20 protein-coding genes and 1 tRNA gene are annotated in these 18,495 nt (G+C 60.3%); 11 read left to right on the top strand and 10 right to left on the bottom strand.

From position 1 onward, the window contains the following. Positions 1–23 precede the first annotated feature (23 nt). From BW43_RS05775 to BW43_RS05755, 5 genes are all read right to left on the bottom strand, one after another. Complete coding sequence (locus tag BW43_RS05775) at positions 24–344, bottom strand: hypothetical protein (RefSeq protein ID WP_032890110.1); 321 nt, start codon at positions 342–344, stop codon at positions 24–26. A gap of 417 nt (positions 345–761) precedes the next feature. Continuing rightward, positions 762–837: transfer RNA gene (locus tag BW43_RS05770), tRNA-Phe, on the bottom strand. A gap of 103 nt (positions 838–940) precedes the next feature. Further along, positions 941–1,213: an oxidative damage protection protein gene (locus tag BW43_RS05765; RefSeq protein WP_032890113.1), complete on the bottom strand. Its 273-nt coding sequence runs from the start codon at positions 1,211–1,213 to the stop codon at positions 941–943. After that, on the bottom strand, positions 1,210–2,277 hold the full coding sequence (mutY, locus tag BW43_RS05760) for an A/G-specific adenine glycosylase (RefSeq protein ID WP_032890116.1): 1,068 nt from the start codon (positions 2,275–2,277) through the stop codon (positions 1,210–1,212). Before mutY ends, BW43_RS05765 begins: the two co-directional genes overlap by 4 nt. Beyond that, positions 2,274–4,493 (bottom strand): AsmA family protein, encoded by a 2,220-nt coding sequence (locus tag BW43_RS05755; RefSeq protein WP_032890117.1) that lies wholly within the window; start codon positions 4,491–4,493, stop codon positions 2,274–2,276. The genes mutY and BW43_RS05755 overlap by 4 nt, the downstream gene beginning before the upstream one ends. Before the next feature lie 325 nt (positions 4,494–4,818). On the opposite strand from BW43_RS05755, the gene BW43_RS05750 reads away from it, so the two are divergent. The 7 genes from BW43_RS05750 to BW43_RS05720 all read left to right on the top strand — a co-directional run bounded on the left by BW43_RS05750 (position 4,819) and on the right by BW43_RS05720 (position 10,621). Continuing rightward, a complete protein-coding gene (locus BW43_RS05750; RefSeq protein ID WP_032890119.1) occupies positions 4,819–6,480 on the top strand; it encodes an OFA family MFS transporter in 1,662 nt (553 codons plus the stop codon). A 269-nt stretch (positions 6,481–6,749) separates the two neighbouring features. Continuing rightward, positions 6,750–7,346, top strand: a complete 597-nt coding sequence (gene hisB / locus BW43_RS05745) for an imidazoleglycerol-phosphate dehydratase HisB (RefSeq protein WP_028615365.1) — start codon at positions 6,750–6,752, stop codon at positions 7,344–7,346. Beyond that, positions 7,346–7,984: an imidazole glycerol phosphate synthase subunit HisH gene (gene hisH, locus BW43_RS05740; protein ID WP_032890121.1), complete on the top strand. Its 639-nt coding sequence runs from the start codon at positions 7,346–7,348 to the stop codon at positions 7,982–7,984. The genes hisB and hisH overlap by 1 nt, the downstream gene beginning before the upstream one ends. Beyond that, complete coding sequence (locus BW43_RS05735; protein ID WP_032890124.1) at positions 7,985–8,242, top strand: DUF2164 domain-containing protein; 258 nt, start codon at positions 7,985–7,987, stop codon at positions 8,240–8,242. 39 nt (positions 8,243–8,281) lie between these two features. Next, a complete protein-coding gene (hisA, locus tag BW43_RS05730; protein WP_003187784.1) occupies positions 8,282–9,019 on the top strand; it encodes a 1-(5-phosphoribosyl)-5-[(5-phosphoribosylamino)methylideneamino]imidazole-4-carboxamide isomerase in 738 nt (245 codons plus the stop codon). A gap of 9 nt (positions 9,020–9,028) precedes the next feature. Next, the gene (gene hisF, locus BW43_RS05725) at positions 9,029–9,799 is read left to right on the top strand and encodes an imidazole glycerol phosphate synthase subunit HisF (RefSeq protein ID WP_003171107.1); all 771 of its coding nucleotides are present in this window, start codon (positions 9,029–9,031) and stop codon (positions 9,797–9,799) included. Positions 9,800–9,865: 66 nt separating this feature from the next. Then, positions 9,866–10,621, top strand: a complete 756-nt coding sequence (locus BW43_RS05720) for an ABC transporter substrate-binding protein (RefSeq protein WP_032890125.1) — start codon at positions 9,866–9,868, stop codon at positions 10,619–10,621. A 61-nt stretch (positions 10,622–10,682) separates the two neighbouring features. On the opposite strand, the gene BW43_RS05715 is transcribed toward BW43_RS05720, so the two are convergent. From BW43_RS05715 to gpmI, 4 genes are all read right to left on the bottom strand, one after another. Further along, positions 10,683–11,456 (bottom strand): divergent polysaccharide deacetylase family protein, encoded by a 774-nt coding sequence (locus BW43_RS05715; protein ID WP_032890127.1) that lies wholly within the window; start codon positions 11,454–11,456, stop codon positions 10,683–10,685. Position 11,457: 1 nt separating this feature from the next. Next, entirely contained in the window at positions 11,458–12,774 is a 1,317-nt protein-coding gene (locus BW43_RS05710; RefSeq protein WP_027605074.1) for a S41 family peptidase, read from the bottom strand. 30 nt (positions 12,775–12,804) lie between these two features. Next, positions 12,805–14,100 (bottom strand): murein hydrolase activator EnvC, encoded by a 1,296-nt coding sequence (locus BW43_RS05705; RefSeq protein WP_032890130.1) that lies wholly within the window; start codon positions 14,098–14,100, stop codon positions 12,805–12,807. A 256-nt stretch (positions 14,101–14,356) separates the two neighbouring features. Beyond that, positions 14,357–15,883, bottom strand: a complete 1,527-nt coding sequence (gene gpmI, locus BW43_RS05700; RefSeq protein WP_032890132.1) for a 2,3-bisphosphoglycerate-independent phosphoglycerate mutase — start codon at positions 15,881–15,883, stop codon at positions 14,357–14,359. 151 nt (positions 15,884–16,034) lie between these two features. Here gpmI and BW43_RS05695 point away from each other — a divergent pair, with 151 nt between their 5' ends. Genes BW43_RS05695 through secB form a run of 3 tightly spaced genes read left to right on the top strand, consistent with a single transcriptional unit; the run spans position 16,035 to position 17,226 of the window. Beyond that, positions 16,035–16,448, top strand: coding sequence for a rhodanese-like domain-containing protein (locus BW43_RS05695; protein ID WP_032890134.1), 414 nt, complete (start codon positions 16,035–16,037; stop codon positions 16,446–16,448). A gap of 1 nt (position 16,449) precedes the next feature. After that, entirely contained in the window at positions 16,450–16,704 is a 255-nt protein-coding gene (gene grxC, locus BW43_RS05690; RefSeq protein WP_032890136.1) for a glutaredoxin 3, read from the top strand. Between the two features lie 42 nt (positions 16,705–16,746). Continuing rightward, positions 16,747–17,226 (top strand): protein-export chaperone SecB, encoded by a 480-nt coding sequence (secB, locus tag BW43_RS05685; protein ID WP_014716520.1) that lies wholly within the window; start codon positions 16,747–16,749, stop codon positions 17,224–17,226. Positions 17,227–17,353: 127 nt separating this feature from the next. Here secB and BW43_RS05680 read toward each other — a convergent pair whose 3' ends face one another. Further along, a complete protein-coding gene (locus BW43_RS05680) occupies positions 17,354–17,809 on the bottom strand; it encodes a tRNA (cytidine(34)-2'-O)-methyltransferase (RefSeq protein ID WP_010563141.1) in 456 nt (151 codons plus the stop codon). Between BW43_RS05680 and BW43_RS05675 the strand changes: the two genes are divergently transcribed. After that, positions 17,808–18,248, top strand: a complete 441-nt coding sequence (locus tag BW43_RS05675) for a hypothetical protein (protein ID WP_032890137.1) — start codon at positions 17,808–17,810, stop codon at positions 18,246–18,248. The genes BW43_RS05680 and BW43_RS05675 overlap by 2 nt on opposite strands. Positions 18,249–18,495: the final 247 nt, after the last annotated feature.

The following is an 18,495-nucleotide window of genomic DNA, read 5'->3' on the forward strand; positions in this document are numbered from 1 at the left end:
TCGGATACGGTTTCCGCCTTCGATTACGCGGCTTCCAGCTGTGGGATCTGCATGCCGATCTTCGCCGACGCGAAGTTCATATCGCCACTGGCAATGGATTGAGCCTTGAAGCCTTGGCCGATGAGATCCTTGATGTAGAGCTTGTTGTAGATGAACGCAAAGACGATGTTGCTAAGGCCCATGGTCGCCATCGCAATGACGAACTGGATCACGCCATATTTCACGTCGCCGCGAAACAGTGCCGGGAAGCAACCGAAAAAGAAGGTTGTCCACGAAAAACCGACTGGAGCTTCCTTCATCGCGCCCGTATTCGGGTTTTTGAAAATGATCGATGTGTATGCCATTTGTTTCTCCATGTGCCCGTATGATTAAGCGATACGCTGGGCTGCGCATCGCCGGATGATGTGTCCTTGTGCCGCTGCGCTTGCGTGCGCTCCCTCACCGCTTGGGCGTGACCCTGGGCTGTGTTGAAGTGGGGGAGAGAGGCTGTAGCGTGTAGAGGGAGGCTGGTGGGGATACAGGATCCGCCGTCGTTGCCTACTCCGATACTAGGTGGCATTGGCTGACGGGTTACAGGAGGGATGCATCCGCATACTGTTAATCGCCTACCTTGGCACATTTTGAATCATATCATAGCGCTACTAGTGCGCGGCGTAACGAAGAGGCGGGTTAGGAGGTTAAATCCTGGGCAACAAAAAACCCGCACTTGGCGGGTTTCTTGTGTATTTCAGATGACGTTTGCACCACCTGAAACTAATTAGTGGTGCCCAGAGACGGAATCGAACCGCCGACACGGGGATTTTCAATCCCCTGCTCTACCGACTGAGCTATCTGGGCAACGGGGCGCATTAAACTGGTTTTTCAGGGGGTCGTCAAGCAAGTTTTCAAAAAATATTTAATTATTACCGTCGCTTACGCGCCGACCCCGGTTTTTGATCAATTATTGAGCGGGTGGTACGTAGCCGTCGGCCTTGGCGTAATCCTCGCCGGAAAAGAACTTGTCCATCTCGCCCGCAAGGTATTTACGATTTTCTGCGTTCATCATGTTCAGGCGTTTTTCGTTGATCAGCAGGGTCTGGTGTTTAAGCCAGTCGCCCCAGGCTTTGGCAGAGACGTGATCGTAGATGTCCTGGCCCTTGGCACCTGGGTACGGAGGGCGCTCCAGGGCTGGCAGTTCTTCTTTGTACTTGCGGCACATTACGGTGCGGGTCATGACGACACTCCTGCGTTCAATACTTCAGCCGCGCGCTTCAGCAGTTTCTTTACCGGGGCGGCAAGGCCCAGGCGCGGCGGGGTGGCGAGGTTATACCAGAGCCAGTCGGCCTCGGCCACGTGATGGGCGGATTCCTCGACCTGGACCAGCCAGGGTTCGATAGCCAGTTGAAAGTGGCTGAACGTGTGGATCAGCCCTGGCAGTTCCTGGTGCTTGCCCAGTTCGAGTGCGTGTTGTGTGGCCAAGTGTTCGAGGTCTTGCAGGTCGTCTAACTCGGGCAGGCTCCACAAACCGCCCCACAAACCTGTGGAAGGGCGGCGGTAAAGCAGGATCGCGCCCTCGGCGTTGGCCAACATCGGCATCAGCGTGCGCTTTTGCGGGACGGCCTTGCGCGGCTTGGGAATCGGGTAGCGTGTTTCAAGGCCGAGCATGTGGGCTTCGCAGCCCTTTTCCAGCGGACATAGCAGGCAGCTGGGCTTGCTGCGCGTGCACAGGGTGGCACCCATGTCCATCATCGCCTGGGTGTAGGCGTTAACGCGATCATGGGGCGTGAAGCGCTCTGCAGTGGCCCACAACTGCTTGGCCACCTTCGGCTCGCCTGGGTAACCCTCTTGTGCAGTAAAGCGCGCCAGCACGCGCTTGACGTTGCCGTCGAGGATCGGTGCGCGCAGGCCCATGCTCAGGCTGGCGATTGCGCCGGCGGTGGACAGGCCGATGCCGGGCAGGTCAGTGAGCTTTTCGACATCCTTGGGAAATTCGCCGCCGTACTGGGCCACGATGATCTTCGCAGTCTTTTGCAGGTTGCGCGCCCGGGTGTAGTAGCCAAGGCCAGTCCACAGGTGCAGCACTTCATCTTCCGGTGCGGCGGCCAGAGCTTCGACCGTTGGCAAAGACGCCATAAAACGGTCGAAGTAATTGAGCACGGTGCTCACCTGAGTCTGTTGCAGCATGATCTCCGAGACCCATACCCGGTAGGGCGTGATGCCCTGTTGCCAGGGCAGGTCATGGCGACCGTGGCGGTCGTACCAGTCCAGCACCGCCTGTGAAAACTGCTCGTTTCTCATCGCTTGAACAGGCCCTTTAATGCATCTTTCAATTGCGGGTTTACCTTGTCGAGCTTCTCTTCCAGCTTCTCGCTGAGCTTGTTACCGGCCGCCTTGATCGCGACTTGGCTCAAGCCATCTTTATCCAGGCGGCACGCCTTGGCACCCAATTCCAGCGGGCCGCGGCAGCGCAGCGGTACTTCGATGTTGCGGAAGTTGGAGCCCACTTCGCAGGCCGGATCCGGCACTTCGCGCTGGTCGCCTTCGACGATGATGCCGACGCGGTAGTCCATGCCCAACACGCGCAGGTCGATGTCACCGTTGCCGTTGACGGCCAGGCCCGGAATGCGCACTTTCAGGTCAGGGTTATTGGCCACGCCATTACGGAAGGTCAGGTTGCCCTTCAGCTCTTGGAAAGGCGTGTCTTTGCCCCGCTGTTCGCCGCTCAGGGTCTTGCGATTGAGCATGGCGATGCCTGTACACAGCTGCTGTTCAAGGTTGGCATTGAGCAGCACACCGTTGTTGATCACAAAGCTGGCAGTGCCGTTGAGGCTGTCGATCAGCGCCTTTTGGCTATTGCCACGGCCGCTGAGGTTGCTGTCGAGGGTGACCTGGCCCTTCACGGGTGGGGTTTGCCCCTGGGCCTGCAGGATGCGTTCGACCGGCACTTGCTTGATCCGGCTTTGCAGTGCCAGCACTGGAATATCCTGGCGCACATCGAGTGTGCCGTTGGCTTGGAAGCTGCCGTTGTAGAGGCCGCCACTCAGGGTGTCGAGCTTGAGTTGGCCGTCGATGCCGGACGCTTTGAGCACGGCATTCTGGATCGGCAATTTGCTCAAGGTCAGTTGGCCGAAGGCGAGATCAGCATCGACATCCAGTTTGCGCAGGTGCGCCAGAGGCAGCAGCTTGTCGGTGCTCCAGGCGCCTTTGGTAGGCGCATCCGGTAGCGGTGTGGTGCCGCCGGCAGCCATGGCGCCGGCTTCGCTGTTCTGCACTTCGGCTTGGCGGGCGGCGGTTGCGCCCTTGGCAGATTCGGACTTCGCCGGCAGGTAGTTATCGGCGTTGAAGCTGTCGCCCTTGAGTTGCACGCGAAGCGACTGTTTGGCGAAATCGTCCACGGCGACGCGGCCGTTGAAGGTGCTGCCGTCGAGCTTCAGGTTCAGGTCTTCCAGGGCCAGGCTGGTTGGCGTGCCCTTGAGGCGGCTGACCAGTTCGACTTTGCTCAGGCTGCCCTCGGCCATCGGTGGCAGTGGGCTGCCGACGCTGTCGAGGAACTTGGCCAAGTCGAACTGGGCGATGGACAAGGCGCCGCTGAGCTGTGGGGTCTTGTCCAGGTCATTGACCTTCAGCTCGCCCAAGGCGCGCAGTTGGTTGGCCGACAGTTTCAGGTTGGTCCATTCGGCAATGTTGGCCGCTTGGTCCACCAGCAACTGACCCTGGGTGGAGAAGGTCACGGTCTTGCCTTGCAGCGGCTCGCCAGTGGCTTCGCCGCTGATACGCATGTCTTCGAACTGGTAGCGCTTGAGGGCGCGCTGAATGCGCAGATTGCCGTTGAGCTCGGTCTTGACGCGCATTACCGGCTGGTTGCTGCCGAAGAAGGCGGTGAGCTTCACCGGAATGCTGGCGCCTTCGTGCACGGCACCGGCGCTCAACTGGATGCTCTCGGCGCTGAACTGCTTGCCGGTCTGCTCATCGTTGTATTCGATGCGGGCGTTGTTGACCGTCAGGCTGTCGATATCCAGGCGGATCGGCTGGGCCGGCTTCTCTGGCTTGGCTTCGGGTGACGGTTGCGCCGGGGGCGGCGTGGTGGGCGTATCGGTGGTGGCTACCGGTGCAGTCTTGCCGATGTCTTCCCAGTTGCCGTGACCCTGCTTGTCGCGGTTGAGGCGCAGGTTGAGGCCTTCGACACGCACGTCGCTCATCTGCACTTCGCGGCGCAGCAGCGGCAATACGCGTACTGACAGGCCGAGCATCTGAAGGTCGGCGAAGGGCTGGGTCGGGGTGGTCAGGGTCGCCACGCTGGCTTCGTGCAGTTCAAGGCCGAGCCAGGGGAACAGGCTCCAACCGATATCGCCATTGAGCGTCAGCTCGATGTGGGCCTTGTCGCGGGCAATCTGGCGAATCTCTTCTTTGTAGTCGTTGGGATCGAAAAGATGGGTCAGGGCGAAGCCCAGAGCCACAATGATCAGCAACAGCCCGAGAAGTACCAGACCCAGGATTTTGCCGAACGCTTTCATGGGCGAGTCCTTGTATGTCGATTTTAAAATTTAGCCGCAGAGTATAACGCCCGATGACCGGCGTCAGGTCACCGATCGTTACATTGTATCCGCGTGCCAGGTAGCGGGATTCTGGCGTCAAAAAAAGAGAATTTCCTGAAAAAAGTGATATCAGTTTGGTTTTTCCGTCATCCGCAGGTGCTAATCTCTGCGTGTTCGTCCGCCTTCTGCGACGTATCGTCGCGCCAAAATGGAGCTTCACTCATCAAAAACGGCCACGCTTTGCGTGCAAGGCCGAGGGAGAGAGCGCCTGACGGACGCATACTAATAACTGGGGGAAACACCAATGAGCACTAGCACTGCGGCCGGTTCTACCGCCGCACAGCCTGCGTTCCTGTCCAAGGAGCGCATCATCGCCAAGCCCGGGTTCAACCGCTGGCTGGTTCCACCGGCCGCCCTGGCCATCCATCTCTGCATCGGCATGGCCTATGGTTTTTCGGTGTTCTGGCTGCCGCTGTCCAAGGCGCTGGGTATCACCAAGCCCGTTGCCTGCGCGCCAGACATGAGCTTTATCGCCCAAGTCTTCTCGTCCCAATGCGACTGGCCCATCTCCATGCTGGGCTGGATCTACACCCTGTTCTTCATTTTCCTGGGCTGCTCGGCAGCGATCTGGGGCGGCTGGCTGGAACATGCCGGGCCGCGTAAGGCGGGTGTTGTATCGGCGTTGTGCTGGTGCGGCGGCCTGTTGATCTCGGCATTGGGTATTTACACCCACCAGATCTGGCTGATGTGGATCGGTTCCGGCGTCATTGGCGGCATCGGCCTGGGCCTGGGCTATATCTCGCCCGTGTCGACCTTGATCAAGTGGTTCCCGGACAAGCGTGGCATGGCCACCGGTATGGCGATCATGGGTTTCGGTGGGGGCGCGATGGTCGGTGCACCCCTGGCGGCAGCGCTGATGGGTCACTTCGCTTCGCCGACCAGCGTGGGCGTCTGGCAGAGCTTCCTGGTGATGGCCGCGATCTACTTCGTGTTCATGATCGGCGGTGCGCTGTCTTATCGCGTGCCACCGACCGGCTGGAAGCCTGAGGGCTGGACCGCGCCGGCGAAAAAAGCCAGCAATGCGATGATCACCCACCGTCACGTGCATGTGAGCGTGGCGTGGAAAACCCCGCAATTCCGTCTGGTATGGCTGGTGTTGTGCCTGAACGTATCGGCCGGTATCGGCATCCTCGGCATGGCTTCGCCGCTGCTGCAGGAAGTGTTCGGTGGCAAGCTACTGGGTGTTGATGTGCCGTTCGGTCAACTGGATGCCGGGCAACTGGCGTCGATCGCCGCGATCGCCGCGGGTTTCACCGGTCTGTTGAGCTTGTTCAACATCGGCGGCCGGTTCTTCTGGGCGTCGTTCTCCGACTACCTGGGCCGTAAAAATACCTACTTCGTGTTCTTCGCCCTGGGCTTTGCCCTCTACGCGCTGATCCCGAACCTGGGGCACCTGGGCAACGTGGCGCTGTTCGTGGCCGCGTTCTGCATCATCCTGTCGATGTACGGCGGTGGTTTTGCCACCGTTCCGGCTTACCTGGCCGACCTGTTCGGCACCCAGATGGTCGGCGCGATCCACGGTCGCCTGCTGACCGCTTGGGCTGCTGCGGGCGTATTGGGCCCGGTGTTGGTGAACTACCTGCGTGAGTATCAACTGAGCATCGGCGTTGAACGCGCTGCGGCCTATGACATCACCTTGTACATCCTCGCCGGCCTGCTGGTGTTGGGCTTTATCTGCAACATGCTGGTACGTCCGGTGGCCGACAAGTACTTCATGACCGACGCCGAACTGGCTGCCGAACAGGCGCTGGGCCACGACAAGGGCGCGGATGCCACCACTTCCCTGGAGTGGAAAGCAGCCCCCGGTACGGTGCCATTGGCCATTGCGGCCTGGCTGGTGGTGGGTATTCCGTTGGCGTGGGGTGTGTGGGTGACCCTGCAGAAGACGGCGGTACTGTTCCACTAACACCGCAAAACCATTGTGGGAGGGGGCTTGCTCCCGATAGCGTCAGATCAGTCAGCCACTAGGCGACTGAGCCGCCGCCATCGGAAGCAAGCCCCCTTCCACATTGGCTGTGCAGAGTTTTCATAAGTGGATTCGCACTTGTATGCACATGTCTATCCCCGACACCCCCCACTTCAACTCGTCAGTCTTATCCCCTTCGATGTTTCTGTTTAGCGCCCGCGCCCCTATAATGGCTGCCTTTTTCGCCCAATGATTTTGCGGAGCTGGTGATGGCCGAACGTAAGGCGTCCGTCGAGCGCGACACTCTGGAAACCCAGATCAAAGCCTCGATTAACCTGGATGGCACCGGAAAGGCCCGATTTGATATCGGTGTACCTTTTCTTGAGCACATGCTGGACCAGATCGCCCGTCACGGGCTGATCGACCTGGATATCGAAGGCAAGGGCGACCTGCACATCGACGACCACCACATGGTGGAAGACGTGGGCATCACCCTCGGCCAGGCATTTGCCAAGGCCATCGGCGACAAAAAAGGCATCCGTCGCTACGGTCACGCCTATGTCCCGCTGGACGAAGCGCTGTCGCGAGTGGTCATCGACTTCTCCGGCCGCCCAGGCTTGCAGATGCACGTGCCGTACACCCGTGCCAACGTGGGCCGCGGCTTCGACGTCGACCTGTTCCAGGAATTTTTCCAGGGTTTCGTCAACCACGCGCTCGTCAGCCTGCATATCGACAACTTGCGCGGCACCAACACCCACCACCAAATCGAAACCGTGTTCAAGGCTTTCGGCCGCGCGCTGCGCATGGCTGTAGAGCTGGATGACCGCATGGCCGGGCAAATGCCCTCGACCAAGGGCGTTCTGTAATGCAGACGGTCGCGGTTATCGATTACGGCATGGGTAACCTGCACTCGGTGGCCAAGGCCCTCGAACACGTAGGTGCCGGCAAGGTGCTGATCACCAGCGATGCCAATGTGATTCGCGAAGCTGACCGCGTGGTGTTCCCCGGTGTTGGCGCGATTCGCGATTGCATGGCCGAGATCCGCCGTCTGGGCTTTGACAGCCTGGTGCGCGAAGTCAGCCAGGATCGCCCGTTCCTCGGCATCTGCGTGGGCATGCAAGCCTTGCTCGACCGCAGTGAAGAGAACGACGGCGTCGACTGCATCGGCCTGTTCCCTGGCCAGGTGAAGTTCTTCGGCAAGGACCTGCACGAAGATGGCGCCCACCTGAAAGTGCCGCATATGGGCTGGAACGAAGTCAGTCAGACGGTGGATCACCCGCTCTGGCACGACATCCCGGACCTGGCGCGTTTCTATTTCGTGCACAGCTACTACATCGCCGCCGGTAAGCCGGGCCAGGTGGTGGGTGGCGGGCACTACGGCGTCGACTTCGCCGCAGCGTTGGCCGAAGGTTCGCGTTTTGCTGTGCAGTTCCATCCGGAGAAGAGCCATACCCATGGCCTGCAATTGCTGCAGAACTTCGCCGCGTGGGACGGGCGCTGGTAAATGGCCAGGAAGCCGAAGCTGCCGATCTTGAACCTCACGCCTGAGCAGGAGAGTGAGGCTACCCTCAAGATCAAGCGCTTCATGGAAGATCGCTTCGAGCTCAAGCTGGGCTCGTTCGAGGTCGCCGAGATTCTTGAGCTGTTCACCACCGAAGTGGCTCCGCACTATTACAACAGGGCGATTTTCGATTCGCAGACGCTCCTTAAAGAAAGGTTCGAAAGCATCGAAAGCGACCTGTGGTCGCTTGAGAAACCCTGATTTCCCAAGCATTGCTGAATATCGAATAAGGTTTGCCAGATGCTGATTATCCCCGCTATCGATCTCAAGGACGGCGCCTGCGTACGTCTGCGCCAAGGCCGCATGGAAGACTCCACCGTGTTCTCCGATGACCCGGTGAGCATGGCTGCCAAATGGGTAGAAGGGGGCTGCCGTCGTCTGCATCTGGTGGACTTGAACGGCGCCTTCGAAGGCCAGCCGGTCAACGGTGAGGTGGTTACCGCCATCGCCAAGCGCTACCCGAATCTGCCGATCCAGATCGGCGGCGGTATCCGCTCCCTGGAAACCATTGAGCACTACGTCAAAGCTGGCGTGAGCTACGTGATCATCGGCACCAAGGCTGTGAAAGACCCGGCCTTCGTTGCTGAAGCCTGCCGCGCGTTCCCAGGCAAAGTTATCGTGGGTCTGGACGCTAAAGATGGCTTCGTCGCCACCGACGGCTGGGCTGAAATCAGCACCGTACAAGTCATCGACCTGGCCAAGCAGTTCGAAGCTGACGGCGTGTCCGCCATCGTTTATACCGACATCGCCAAAGACGGCATGATGCAGGGCTGCAACGTACCGTTCACGGCCGCGCTGGCTGCGGCGACGAAGATCCCGGTGATTGCTTCCGGCGGTATTCACAACCTGGGCGATATCAAGTCGCTGTTGGACGCCAAGGCGCCAGGGATCATCGGCGCCATCACCGGCCGCGCGATCTATGAAGGTACTCTGGACGTCGCCGAAGCCCAGGCTTACTGCGATGCCTACAACGGCTGAGGACTGACCATGGCGCTGGCCAAACGCATCATCCCTTGCCTGGACGTCGACAATGGTCGCGTGGTCAAGGGCGTCAAGTTCGAGAACATCCGTGATGCCGGCGATCCGGTGGAAATTGCCCGTCGCTACGATGAGCAAGGTGCCGATGAGATTACTTTTCTCGACATCACCGCCAGCGTTGATGGCCGCGACACCACGCTGCACACCGTCGAGCGCATGGCCAGCCAGGTGTTTATCCCGCTGACCGTGGGCGGCGGCGTGCGCACCGTGCAAGACATCCGCAACCTGCTCAATGCTGGCGCGGACAAGGTCTCGATCAACACCGCAGCGGTGTTCAACCCGGAGTTCGTCGGCGAAGCCGCGCAACACTTCGGCTCGCAATGCATCGTAGTGGCTATCGACGCCAAGAAAGTCTCCGGCCCGGGCGAAACCCCGCGCTGGGAGATCTTCACCCACGGCGGTCGCAAGCCGACTGGCCTGGACGCGGTGGAATGGGCGATGAAGATGGAAGGCCTGGGCGCTGGTGAGATCCTGCTGACCAGCATGGACCAGGACGGCATGAAAAACGGCTTTGACCTGGGCGTGACCCGTGCCATCAGCGACGCGCTGGGCATTCCGGTGATCGCTTCCGGCGGCGTCGGCAACCTGCAGCATCTGGCCGACGGCGTGATCGAAGGCCACGCCAGCGCAGTGCTGGCGGCGAGTATTTTCCACTTTGGCGAATACACCGTTCCTGAGGCCAAGGCCTATATGGCGGCGCGCGGTATCGTCGTTCGTTAAACGTTGCTGGACACCATGGCGGGCGCGCGGCACTCTCTGCGCTTGCCATGGATTCCGGTAGCCTTCATGTTCAAGACCCTCTTACTTGCCCTCGCCAGTTCGTCCCTGTTGTTAGTCGGTTCGGCCCATGCCGAGGAACCGTCCGACGCCTCCCTGGTGTTGCTGACGGAAAACTTCCCGCCGTACAACATGGCGAAAAACGGCAAGAACTTCGCCAAGGAAGAAAACATCGAAGGCATCGCCGTGGATATCGTGCGCGAAACCTTCAAGCGTGCCGGCATTTCCTACAACCTCACACTGCGTTTTCCTTGGGAGCGAATCTACAAGCTCGCCCTGGAAAAACCCGGCTATGGCGTATTCGTAATGGCACGTTTGCCGGCTCGCGAAGCGCTGTTCAAGTGGGTCGGCCCCATTGGCCCGGATGATTGGGTGCTGCTGGCCAAGTCGGACAGCAAGATCCAGCTTGCCGAACTTGAGCAAGCGCGGCGCTACAAGATCGGCGCCTATAAAGGCGATGCCATCGCCGAGACCCTGGAGAAACAGGGCCTCAACCCGATCGTAGTGCTGCGTGACCAGGACAATGCGCAAAAGCTCGTGGATGGCCAGATCGACTTGTGGGCTACCGGCGACCCGGCCGGGCGTTACCTGGCACGCCAAGTTGGGGTGACCGGGCTCAAGACCGTGCTGCGATTCAACAGCGCCCAGCTCTACCTCGCGTTGAACAAGGATGTGCCGGACGACTTGGTAGCCAAGCTTCAGGCCGCGCTGGACCAGTTGCGTAAAGACGGCGTCGTCGACGAGATCACGGCGAAGTATCTGTAAAAGACCCGAAATTCTGTAGGCGCTGGCTTGCCAGCTCTTACTGGGGATCGTTGCGGAGTTTCTAGCGGTAAACCCCGTCCTTCCCGTGTCCAGCCATGGCTTGATTGCTGCGCACGCTGATCATCAGCTTAATATCAATCCACTCGATGCCCTGTGCCTTGAGCTTGGGCAGCTCGCGCTCCATCACTGCCAGGGTTTGTGGGTAAGGGTGGCCGATCATCACGGCCGAGCCTTGTTTGTGGGCCAGCTTGATCGCGGTTTGCAACTGTGTGGTGATCGCCGCTTCGGTGCGTTCATCGTCCAGGAACACGTCCCGCGAAACACTCGCCAGACCGATCTTCTGTGCCTCGGCGGCTGCCACGGTCTGCGCGCTGGTACGGCTGTCGACAAAGAACTTGTTGCGCCGCTGCAGCTCGGCCATCAACCAGGCCATTGCCGCAGGTTGAGCCGTCATGCGGCTGCCCATATGGTTGTTGATGCCGGCGGTGTAGGGCACGGCGTTGAACGCGGCGTCCAGGCGTTTGGCGAGTTCTTCGATAGGCAGCTCAGGGTGCCAGGCGAACGGGCCGGTGGCCGGGTCCATGGGCATGTGCAGGATCACGATCTTGCCGGCCTTGTGGGCTTCGCGGGCGAATTCTGCAGCGTGGGGGGTGTCGGGCATGATCGCCGTGGTCACCGGCCCAGGCAGGGCCAGCACGCGGCGATCCCGAGGCAGGTTTTGCCCCAGGTCGTCGATGATCAGTGTCAGATAGGCTTTGTGAGGTTCGCCTGTGGGAGTCGCTTGGGCGACTCCCACCAGGCTGCACAGCAGAGCAAGGATCAGGGCAAATCGCATATCAACGGCTGCGCGTGATGCTCAGCCCCTTGAGCAGGCTCAGCGCCTGAGCCAGTTGATAGTCGTCGTCCTGTGGCATCGGCTTGGCTTTCTTGCTGCTGCCGGTCGGCTGGTCGGCACCGCCGTTGCCATTGCCCAGGTGACCTTGCAGGTCTGCCTCTTTGTAGTACTCGCTGTCGATCTCGTTAGTGATCTTGGCCTTGCGCACTTCGATGTCCGGCACTATGCCCTGGGCCTGGATGGAGCGGCCGTTCGGCGTGTAGTACAGCGCAGTGGTGATCTTCAATGCGCGATCGTTGTTCAGCGGTAACACGGTCTGCACCGAGCCTTTGCCGAAGCTGGTGGTGCCCATCAGCACGCCGCGTTTCTGGTCCTGCAGGGCGCCGGCGACGATTTCCGAAGCCGAGGCGCTGCCGCCGTTGATCAGCACGGCCAGTGGCACGTTCTCGCTGAGGTCGTTGCCGGTGGCCGAGAAGCGCAGCTCGGAGTTGGCGATACGGCCCTTGGTGTAGACGATCAGACCTTTGGTAATGAAGTGGTCGACCACTTCCACCGCCGACTGCAGCACGCCGCCTGGGTTGTTGCGCAGGTCGAGCACGATGCCGCTGAGTTTCTTGCCGTTGTCCTTGCGCAACTTGGCCAGTGCCTTGGCCACTTCGTCGCCGGTCTTGACCTGGAATTGGGTGATGCGGATGTAACCGTAGCCCGACTCCAGCAGCTGACTCTTCACGCTCTTGACCACGATGGTCGCGCGGGTGAGTGTCACGTCGAACGGGTTGCCACCGTCGCGTACCAGGGTCAGGGTGATTTTCTGGCCGATCTTGCCGCGCATCTTGTCCACGGCTTCGGTCATGGTCTGGCCACGGGTCGGCTGGCCGTTGATCTTGACGATAAAGTCACCCGCCTGGATGCCGGCCTTGGACGCCGGGGTGTCGTCGATGGGTGACACCACCTTGATGTTGCCGTCTTCGGCGCCGACTTCAATGCCCAGTCCACCGAATTCACCGCTGGTGCTTTCCTGCAGTTCGGCGAAATCTTCAGGGCCCAGATAGGCGGAGTGCGGGTCGAGGTTGCTGAGCATGCCCTTGATGGCATTCTCCAGCAGAGTCTTGTCGTCTACGGGTTCGACATAGGCTGCCTTGATGCGGTCCATGACCTCGGCAAAGGTGCGCAACTCGTCCAGCGGCAACGGGGCCTTGGTGGTCGCGGCCGTGGCAGCAGGTGCAGCCGGAGCGGCCTGGTCGGCGAAAGCCAGAGGCGCGCCGATCACCAAGGCGATCGTCAGGGCCAGCGAAGTGAGGCGGGACAAATGCAGCATGTCGAACGAACTCCTAATGTAGATGCGGCCCTATCCTTGGGAACGGCACCATTGTGCGGGATCGCTCGGGCGACCCTGCTGACGAATAGCGAAGTACAGCGCCGGGGTGTCCTGGCCACCACTGTTACCGACAGTGGAGATGGACTCACCGGCTTTTACAACATCACCTGCCGACTTGAGTAACGTCTGATTGTGGCCGTAAAGGCTCAAATAGCCATTACCGTGGTCAAGAATCACCAACAAACCGGCGCCCCGCAGCCAATCGGCAAACACCACGCGCCCGCCGTGAACGGCGTGGACCTGACTGCCGGCGGAGGCGCTGATCATCACCCCATCCCACTTGGCGCGGGTGTCGTCGCCACGGGTTTCACCGAAGCGTGCCAGTAGTCGACCATCAACAGGCCATGGAAGTTTTCCTCGTGCTGAAGCAAAAGGGCCTCCGAAGGACTCGCCGGCGCTGGAAACCAACGGGCCAGGCGCTGCATGTGCCGGTTTACGTGGCGCCGGAGCGTCAGTGGTGGCTGCCAGTTCGGCCTCACGCTGACGCTTTTTTTCGGCTTCCTGCTGGGCGATCAGCGCTTTCTGGCGCGCTTCTTCGGCCTCACGTGCCTGGCGCGCCAGGGTTTCTTCGATGGTCTTGAGCACTTTGGCCAGGTCGGCTTGGTCTTGCTCGCGGGCCTGGAGCTTGGCGTCGCGGGCTTTCACGTCGTCATTGAGCTTGGCCAGGGCCAGCTGGCGCTCCTTGCGGACCTTGTCCAGCTCATCGCGCTGGGTGTCGAGGGCGCTTTTCTGGTCTTCCAACTGCGACTGCTGGTTGGCGATTTCCTGTTCGACGTTGACCAACTGGCGCAGAGTCTCGTTGAAGCTTTTCAATTGCTCCAGGCGGGCTTTGCTCAGGTAGTCGTAGTAGGTCAGGGTGCGCGCGAATTTCTCAGGGTTCTGCTGGTTGAGCAGCAGCTTGAGGTATTCCTGGCGGCCACTCTGGTAGGCGGCGCGGGCCTGGATCGCGATCAGGCGTTGCTGTTCAACGCGTGCGCTCTGGAGTTTTTTTTTCTCAGCGTCGAGTCGCTCCAGTTCCGACTCGCTCTTCTTTAATTCTTTTTGCAGCTCCTGGACTTGCTTCTCTAGCTTGCCCATTTCGGTTTCCGTGCCGCGCAGGTCTTTCTGCACCCCGGATTTTTCTTCCTGGAGCTTGCCGAGCAGTTTTTTCAGCTCGGTAATGTCCTGACGCGTAGCGTCCAACTGTTGTTGGGTTTGTGCGCGCTCATCGGCGAACGCCGGTTGGAGCAGGCAGACAAGAGCAAGGGTAATCAAGGCGCGAAGCATAGAGGCGGGCGACACCAGGGAAAGGGACGGCCTAGTATGCCCGCCAAGCGCTGCAAAAAAAACGCCCAATTGGGGCTGGCGGGCAAGATAGGCGCCGAGTGGCGGTGGTATGGCAAAAAGACATCTTCCAAACACGGGAGATCCAATATGGGAAGGGGTTGCCCCCGATTGCAGTGTGTCAGCTGAATATGTGTTGGCTGACCCATTGCTATCGGGGGCAAGCCCCCTCCCACACTGTTCAGTGGTGTGGTTGAAATCAAACCAGAATCGAGGTCCCGGTCATCTCCGCTGGCTTCTCCAGCCCCATCAGCATCAGCATGGTTGGCGCCACATCCGCCAATACCCCGCCGTCACGCACTTTGAAGTCGCGCTTGCCCACGTAGATGAACGGCACTGGCTCAGTGGTGTGAGCGGTGTGTGCCTGGCCGGTGGACTCGTCGGACATCTGCTCGCAATTGCCGTGGTCGGCTGTGATCAGCGCTTCGCCGCCGACTTTTTCCAGGGCGTCGACGATGCGGCCGACGCACAAGTCCAGGCATTCCACGGCCTTTGTCGCGGCTTCCAGGTTGCCGCTGTGGCCAACCATGTCGCCGTTGGCGTAGTTGACCACGATCACGTCGTAACGCTGGTGGTCGATGGCGTCGACGATTTTGTCGGTGACTTCCGGCGCGCTCATTTCCGGCTGCAGGTCGTAGGTGGCGACTTTTGGCGACGGGATCAGAATGCGCTCTTCGCCTGGGAACGGTTCTTCACGGCCGCCGGAGAAGAAGAAGGTCACGTGGGCGTATTTTTCAGTTTCGGCAATGCGCAGTTGGGTCTTGCCGTTTTTCGCCAGGTAATCGCCGAGCACGTTGTCCAGGCTGCCCGGAGCAAAGGCGGCGGGGGCCGGGATGCTCGCGGCGTATTGGGTCAGGCCGACGTAGTGCACTTTTGGCTGGCGGGCGCGTTCGAACTCGCTGAAGCCGTCTTCGACGAACACGCGGCTCAACTCGCGGGCGCGGTCGGCGCGGAAGTTCATGAACACCACGGCGTCGCCGTCTTCGACTTTTACCGGTTCGCCGATGGTGGTGGCCTTGACGAACTCATCGCTTTCGCCACGGGCGTAGGCGGCTTCCAGGCCTTCTTGGGCGGTGGCGGCGTTGAATTCGGCCTGACCGTCGACGATCAGGTTGTAGGCTTGGGACACTCGGTCCCAACGGTTGTCACGATCCATGGCGAAGTAACGGCCCACGATGCTTGCAATGCGGCCCTTGCCCAGGGCGGCGAATGTGGCGTCCAGGAGCTCGATGGACGATTGCGCGCTTTTTGGAGGAGTGTCGCGACCGTCGAGGAAGGCGTGCAGGTAGATCTTCTCGGCGCCGCGCTTGAAGGCCAGTTCGGCCATGGCAACTAGATGGTCTTGGTGGCTGTGTACACCGCCGTCGGATAATAGGCCCATGAAGTGCACGGCCTTGCCGTCGGCTACTGCTTTATCTACCGCTGCGCAGATGGTCGGGTTCTCGAAGAACTCGCCGTCGCGGATCGCTTTGGTCACGCGTGTGAAGTCTTGATATACCACTCGTCCGGCGCCGAGGTTCATATGGCCGACTTCCGAGTTGCCCATCTGCCCGTCGGGCAGGCCCACGTCCATGCCCGAGCCGGAGATCAGGCCGTTGGGGACGCTGGCGGTCAAACGGTCCAGTACAGGCTTCTTGGCCGCGTATACCGCGTTGTCGTGGTGGCTTTCACTGTGTCCGAAGCCATCGAGAATTATCAGGACCAAAGGTTTAGGCGTAGTAGTCATAGATCCTCTCGCGGCGGTAATAAAGGAAGGCAATTGAAAAGGGAGTGGCAGTTTAAAGCGAAGTTCCGACCACGTCACCGCTTTACGGGGGTTGGCCCCCCCTGACGGCTGTGTATACTTACCGCCATTTTAACGCCCTGGAACCTCCTTGATGGTTGATCACCTGATTGCATTTGCCACTGCCCACTATCTGCTCGTGGGTGCCTTCGTCATCCTGCTGGCGCTGCTGATCGCTCACGAATTGAGCCGTGGTGGTCGCAGCCTGAGCACGTCGGAGCTGACCGCGCTGGTCAACAAGGATGAGGCCATTGTGGTGGATATCCGCCCAGCCAAGGAATTCGCTGCCGGCCATATCGTCGGTGCACTGAACATTCCACAGGACAAGCTGATCGCGCGCCTGGCCGAGCTGGAAAAACACAAGGCCAAGACCATCATCCTGGTCGACGCCCAAGGCCAGCACGCTGGCACTCACGCCCGCGAAATGCTCAAGACCGGTTTCACTGCGGCCAAGCTGTCCGGTGGCATCAGCAGCTGGCGCGCCGATAACCTGCCGCTGGTGAAGTGATATGAGCCAGGTTGTCGTCTACTCCAGCGATTATTGCCCTTATTGCATGCGAGCCAAGGCTCTGCTGGATAAGAAGGGCGTTGCCTTCGAAGAGATCAAGGTCGACGGCAAGCCCCAGGTGCGCGCCGAAATGGCCCAGAAGGCGGGACGCACGTCTGTGCCGCAGATCTGGATCGGCGCCAAACACATCGGTGGCTGCGACGACCTGTTTGCCCTGGAGCGCGCCGGTAAACTCGATGCGCTGCTGCTCGTCTGACTCCTAAACCCTAAAAGACCCCAAGATCAAGAAGGATCTGCGATGACTGACCAACAGAACACCGAAGCAGCAGAAGCTCAAGGCCCACAGTTCTCGCTGCAGCGTATCTACGTGCGTGACCTGTCGTTCGAAGCGCCGAAAAGCCCGGCCATCTTCCGCCAGGAGTGGACCCCAAGCGTTGCGCTGGACCTGAACACCCGTCAAAAGGCACTGGAAGGCGACTTCCACGAAGTTGTGCTGACCCTGTCGGTCACCGTCAAGAACGGTGAAGAAGTGGCCTTCATTGCTGAAGTGCAACAGGCCGGTATCTTCCTGATCCAGGGCCTGGACGAAGCGTCCATGAGCCACACCCTGGGCGCGTTCTGCCCGAACATCCTGTTCCCGTATGCCCGTGAGACCCTGGACAGCCTGGTCACCCGTGGTTCGTTCCCTGCGCTGATGCTGGCTCCGGTGAACTTCGATGCCCTGTACGCTCAAGAGCTGCAGCGCATGCAACAGGAAGGCGCACCGACGGTTCAGTAATCTCGAACCCGACGCAGAACCCAATGTGGGAGGGGGCTTGCTCCCGATAGCGGTGGATCAGTCAGATAGATGTCGACTGACACTCCGCCATCGGGGGCAAGCCCCCTCCCACATTTTGTTTGGTGTGTTATTTGAAACCGAGTTGGCGCCAACCTTCGTACACGGCAACGGCTACGGTGTTGGACAGGTTCAGGCTGCGGCAGCCTTCGCGCATTGGCAGGCGAAGGCGATGCCCATCGGGCAGGGCGTCGAGCACTTCGGCCGGCAGGCCACGGCTCTCCGGGCCGAACAGGAAGGCATCGCCCTCGGCAAAACTGGCATCATGGAACGGTCGCGAACCCTTGGTGGTGAACGCGAACAAGCGCGGATGCCCCAGGCTTTCCAGGCAGCTGGCCAAGTCGGCGTGGCGCTGGAGCGTGGCGTACTCGTGGTAGTCCAGCCCGGCACGGCGCAGACGCTTGTCGTCCATGTCGAAGCCCAGGGGCTCGATCAAATGCAGGTGGCAGCCACTGTTGGCGCACAGCCTGATAACGTTGCCGGTATTCGGCGGAATTTCTGGTTGAAAAAGGATGACGTGAAACATGCACGGCTCCGAAGGCAAAGATGCGCTGCATTCTACCCCTGAAGAAGACCCAAGACCGAAGCTATTGCCAAGGGTCATGGGCTCGCTGGCGATTGTCGGCTTGATGGTGGGCCTGATGATTGGCCGGCTGACCACAGCGGACCCGGTCGAACTGCAACAGGTAGAGACGACCACGGATGGCGTAGTGGTGTGGTTCAACAGCGAACCCAAGCTGCACGGCGAGCATATCGATGGCACCGTGGCGTTGCTGTTTGATGCCCAAGGCAAGGCCAGCACCGGGCAACTTAAGGTCAACAACAAGGACGTGAACTGGCGCGTGCGCAAGACCGATGGCGGCCTGCTGCTGAACCTGGTCGCGGCTCGGCCGTTGCGCGGGGAGTGGAAGGGAGAAGAGGTCGATGACCGCTGGCGGTTGGAGATCCATCTCCAGGAGCAATAAAAGAGGGAATCCCCGGCCTGCCTGTACCAAGGTCCCCAAAACGGGCTGGGGCTATGGGCGCTGTGCCACATAAGTCCCGGTGTAAAGAAGGGAGTTCCCGGCCTGCCTGTACCAGGGCTCCCAAAACGGGGTGAAGCCATCAAGGCTTCGGTGTTAAAGAGGGAGTCCCCGGCCTGCCTGTACCGAGGTTCCCCAAAGCGGTGTGGAGCGCGACGCGGTTCGCATCAAGCACCCCGGGTGTAAAGAG

Origin of the sequence: Pseudomonas sp. RIT357 (genome assembly GCF_000632245.1) — a bacterium.
Lineage (GTDB): Bacteria > Pseudomonadota > Gammaproteobacteria > Pseudomonadales > Pseudomonadaceae > Aquipseudomonas > Aquipseudomonas sivasensis.

Bases quoted from the DNA above. Each gene is read 5' to 3' on its own strand.
- BW43_RS05775 (WP_032890110.1), bottom strand. From the start codon at position 344: ATGGCATACACATCGATCATTTTCAAAAACCCGAATACGGGCGCGATG.
- BW43_RS05765 (WP_032890113.1), bottom strand. From the start codon at position 1,213: ATGACCCGCACCGTAATGTGCCGCAAGTACAAAGAAGAACTGCCAGCC.
- mutY (WP_032890116.1), bottom strand. From the start codon at position 2,277: ATGAGAAACGAGCAGTTTTCACAGGCGGTGCTGGACTGGTACGACCGC.
- BW43_RS05755 (WP_032890117.1), bottom strand. From the start codon at position 4,493: ATGAAAGCGTTCGGCAAAATCCTGGGTCTGGTACTTCTCGGGCTGTTG.
- BW43_RS05750 (WP_032890119.1), top strand. From the start codon at position 4,819: ATGAGCACTAGCACTGCGGCCGGTTCTACCGCCGCACAGCCTGCGTTC.
- hisB (WP_028615365.1), top strand. From the start codon at position 6,750: ATGGCCGAACGTAAGGCGTCCGTCGAGCGCGACACTCTGGAAACCCAG.
- hisH (WP_032890121.1), top strand. From the start codon at position 7,346: ATGCAGACGGTCGCGGTTATCGATTACGGCATGGGTAACCTGCACTCG.
- BW43_RS05735 (WP_032890124.1), top strand. From the start codon at position 7,985: ATGGCCAGGAAGCCGAAGCTGCCGATCTTGAACCTCACGCCTGAGCAG.
- hisA (WP_003187784.1), top strand. From the start codon at position 8,282: ATGCTGATTATCCCCGCTATCGATCTCAAGGACGGCGCCTGCGTACGT.
- hisF (WP_003171107.1), top strand. From the start codon at position 9,029: ATGGCGCTGGCCAAACGCATCATCCCTTGCCTGGACGTCGACAATGGT.
- BW43_RS05720 (WP_032890125.1), top strand. From the start codon at position 9,866: ATGTTCAAGACCCTCTTACTTGCCCTCGCCAGTTCGTCCCTGTTGTTA.
- BW43_RS05715 (WP_032890127.1), bottom strand. From the start codon at position 11,456: ATGCGATTTGCCCTGATCCTTGCTCTGCTGTGCAGCCTGGTGGGAGTC.
- BW43_RS05710 (WP_027605074.1), bottom strand. From the start codon at position 12,774: ATGCTGCATTTGTCCCGCCTCACTTCGCTGGCCCTGACGATCGCCTTG.
- BW43_RS05705 (WP_032890130.1), bottom strand. From the start codon at position 14,100: ATGCTTCGCGCCTTGATTACCCTTGCTCTTGTCTGCCTGCTCCAACCG.
- gpmI (WP_032890132.1), bottom strand. From the start codon at position 15,883: ATGACTACTACGCCTAAACCTTTGGTCCTGATAATTCTCGATGGCTTC.
- BW43_RS05695 (WP_032890134.1), top strand. From the start codon at position 16,035: ATGGTTGATCACCTGATTGCATTTGCCACTGCCCACTATCTGCTCGTG.
- grxC (WP_032890136.1), top strand. From the start codon at position 16,450: ATGAGCCAGGTTGTCGTCTACTCCAGCGATTATTGCCCTTATTGCATG.
- secB (WP_014716520.1), top strand. From the start codon at position 16,747: ATGACTGACCAACAGAACACCGAAGCAGCAGAAGCTCAAGGCCCACAG.
- BW43_RS05675 (WP_032890137.1), top strand. From the start codon at position 17,808: ATGCACGGCTCCGAAGGCAAAGATGCGCTGCATTCTACCCCTGAAGAA.
- BW43_RS05680 (WP_010563141.1), bottom strand. From the start codon at position 17,809: ATGTTTCACGTCATCCTTTTTCAACCAGAAATTCCGCCGAATACCGGC.